This is a genomic window from Planktothrix sp. FACHB-1355 (genome assembly GCF_014748295.1).
Taxonomy (GTDB): domain Bacteria; phylum Cyanobacteriota; class Cyanobacteriia; order Cyanobacteriales; family Aerosakkonemataceae; genus Aerosakkonema; species Aerosakkonema funiforme_A.
The window spans coordinates 1-2,453 of sequence record NZ_JACJUP010001065.1 but is presented as its reverse complement, the minus strand read 5'-3'; the positions used below and the strand labels follow the sequence as shown (position 1 = coordinate 2,453).

At 43.2% G+C, this 2,453-nt stretch carries 2 protein-coding genes and 1 pseudogene; all 3 read right to left on the bottom strand.

Annotated elements, in window-relative coordinates; translation table 11 throughout:
• A partial coding sequence (locus H6S82_RS29010; protein ID WP_199317987.1) for a class I SAM-dependent methyltransferase occupies positions 1-1,175 on the bottom strand: 1,175 nt, incomplete at its 3' end.
• 36 nt (positions 1,176-1,211) lie between these two features.
• The gene (locus tag H6S82_RS29005; RefSeq protein WP_190473253.1) at positions 1,212-1,661 is read right to left on the bottom strand and encodes a DUF3598 family protein; all 450 of its coding nucleotides are present in this window, start codon (positions 1,659-1,661) and stop codon (positions 1,212-1,214) included.
• Positions 1,662-1,708: 47 nt separating this feature from the next.
• A pseudogene (locus H6S82_RS29000) lies at positions 1,709-2,453 on the bottom strand (aromatic ring-hydroxylating dioxygenase subunit alpha); the annotation flags it as partial.

The window sequence follows — 2,453 nt, the reverse complement described above, 5'->3', positions numbered from 1 at the left end:
AATACATTCCAAATAGGCGATCGACCGTAATCTTCTACAGTTTTTTCGGCTTGTTGACCTTCTGCTATGTCATTGGCTGCTTTGACAGCTATTTGGATGAATGCTTCCTCTTTAAAACCCGCTTTGGTTAGGAGTTCTTTTACATCTATATCGTGCATTTTAGACCAAAAGGGTTCGTTGTTGTAATAGGCATCCCAATCACGGATAAATTGCTCGTATAGTTCCATATCTTCGCTATATTGCGGTTGTTCGATATGCAGAGTCAAACCACCTGGCTTGAGCATACGATAAATTTCTTTTCCGATTCGGTGGAGGGATTTGGAGGAAGTTTCGTGCAAAAACATGGTGGTCTGAATCCAATCGAACGATCGATCTGCAAATCCGCTATTCGCTCCATCCATCTGGATAAAGGTGATGTTATTTACACCCAAGTCTTGAGCGCGAGCGTGTCCGTATCTCAACATAGGAGCGGCTACATCAATAGCAATGACTTCAGCATCGGGATAAGCTTGGGCGATGGGAACTACGTTGTGACCCAATCCACAACCGATATCGAGTATGCGTTTGGGCTGAAATTCGGGATGCTCGGTTTTCAGCCACTGGGAAATCGCTCTACCTCCGCCATCGTTCATTCGTCCCAGTAAGCCAGTTGTTGTTACAAATAATCCGGAGTCATAATTAGCCGCAGCTGTTACGTCTCCCTCCATGAGTTCTGTGTAATAACTACCTGGCATACAGTGATGATCTACCACTCGAACATAATGGGGAATTTCCAGATCTGGATTGAGTTTAAGAGTATCTTTGCCTTGATTCAAACGCTCTGCTTTTTCGGCAAGTTCATTTGCTTGATGCAATACCAACGATCGACCCGCTTGTTGTCTCATTTCCATACTAGATCTGCGTAAGGCGCTCCAAGCTTGATAGTGAGGGTCTTTTTTCATGGCTTCACGCACTTCTTCTCGCGTTTCAAAGTCGCGATCGCGTTCTGCTTGGAACTTTGGACGCACCCGTTTTTCATATGCAATTTTGTTGCCAGGAGATACAACTGTTGCTAAGTAGCGATTCAAATTAGCCAGGAAGTTATAACGAGCAATTTCGTCATGGTTTGCTTCAGGAAATACCCCATGTTTTCCGACTCTATTCCAAACAGGAGGTAGGTTTTCTTTACTCATCATTTTTATTTGTCAATCAAAAAAATGTTTTTTGTCCGGTTACGGCTGCATCCGTTCTTCTTGAATCAAAGTGCGTTTAAAAAGTCGATCGTCTTTGAACCAATGCCAAGTGCGCGATCGATAATTATTGCACTGACTAATTTGAATCATCTCGTATAAGTAAGCGTTCGGAATAGTCTTGTAACTGAACCACAGAATAATAGTTGAATCGTCTACTTCCCATGCTTTTCCTTCTATGCGTTCCGTGTCGAACCAAAGCTTTTTGTCGCGATATGTGCCAGGAAACTTATGTTCTTCCTTTTTACCATCTGGCCACTCATACCGATTAATTTGGTAATAGGAATAATCACCGTCTGCGGGAAACAGACAGGTTAAATGGGATTTGTGCCGATCGAGAATTTTCCCTTCAATATCGACAATGGTATAAGTTCCTACCCAATCGCCTTCGTGTCGAGCGAGTGCGGGCATACTTTCGCGGAGATCGGACATTTTAACACCTCTTTTTGATATGACTCCTCAGATAAGTAAATTAAAAATTAGTGGCGGCTGTAAGAACGTTCAAATTTGGTTTTGACTTGCTCGGCGACAGCTGCCAAAACGACTGCTAACAGAGAAGCCGATACTGCCATTGTACTCGCAAATCCATCTGTTGCTATTGCTAAAGCTGCCAATGCGATCGCAACTCCTATTGCCCCCTGTTTCAGTTTATTTGTTACCTGATAAGCTTGACTACAGGAACTACACATATGAGTGTGTCGCGAAAGTCGATCTAGTAATACTGGTGCTTGGTGACACTTTCTACTGCTGTCAGGCAATTTTGCGGTTTCATAACCCTGATAAAAGGGTAAAGAAGACCCAAATTTATCCAGCCATTTGCGGTATTCGATGACAAATAGGTCGGAGGTTTTGAGCGGTAAAAACACTTCTTTCATAGGTTTTCCCTGCCTCTCAATTTCTGCCTTTTGTCCGACGACTTGTGGCAAATCTTCCTCTAAAACTCTGCTGCGAAGCCAGTGATCGAACCAGCGAGGTGTTAGCTTTAATTTCAGGGGTAAAAAGTTACGATAATTTCTCACTAGAATACGACATCGATTCTGACTGAGAGGAATTGAATAAAAGACAACTCCCCCTAGCCAACCGCGCTGTTCGATGCTAAATCTGTAAAATATTAAGTTGGGAGCCACAAAATCCACTGAACTCCAAGGTCGATCGGAATTTCCTACACTCCGCATCTTACCGCGAATCGCTTTGTTTGAGCTTTCTATCACTTCCATTTCTAGG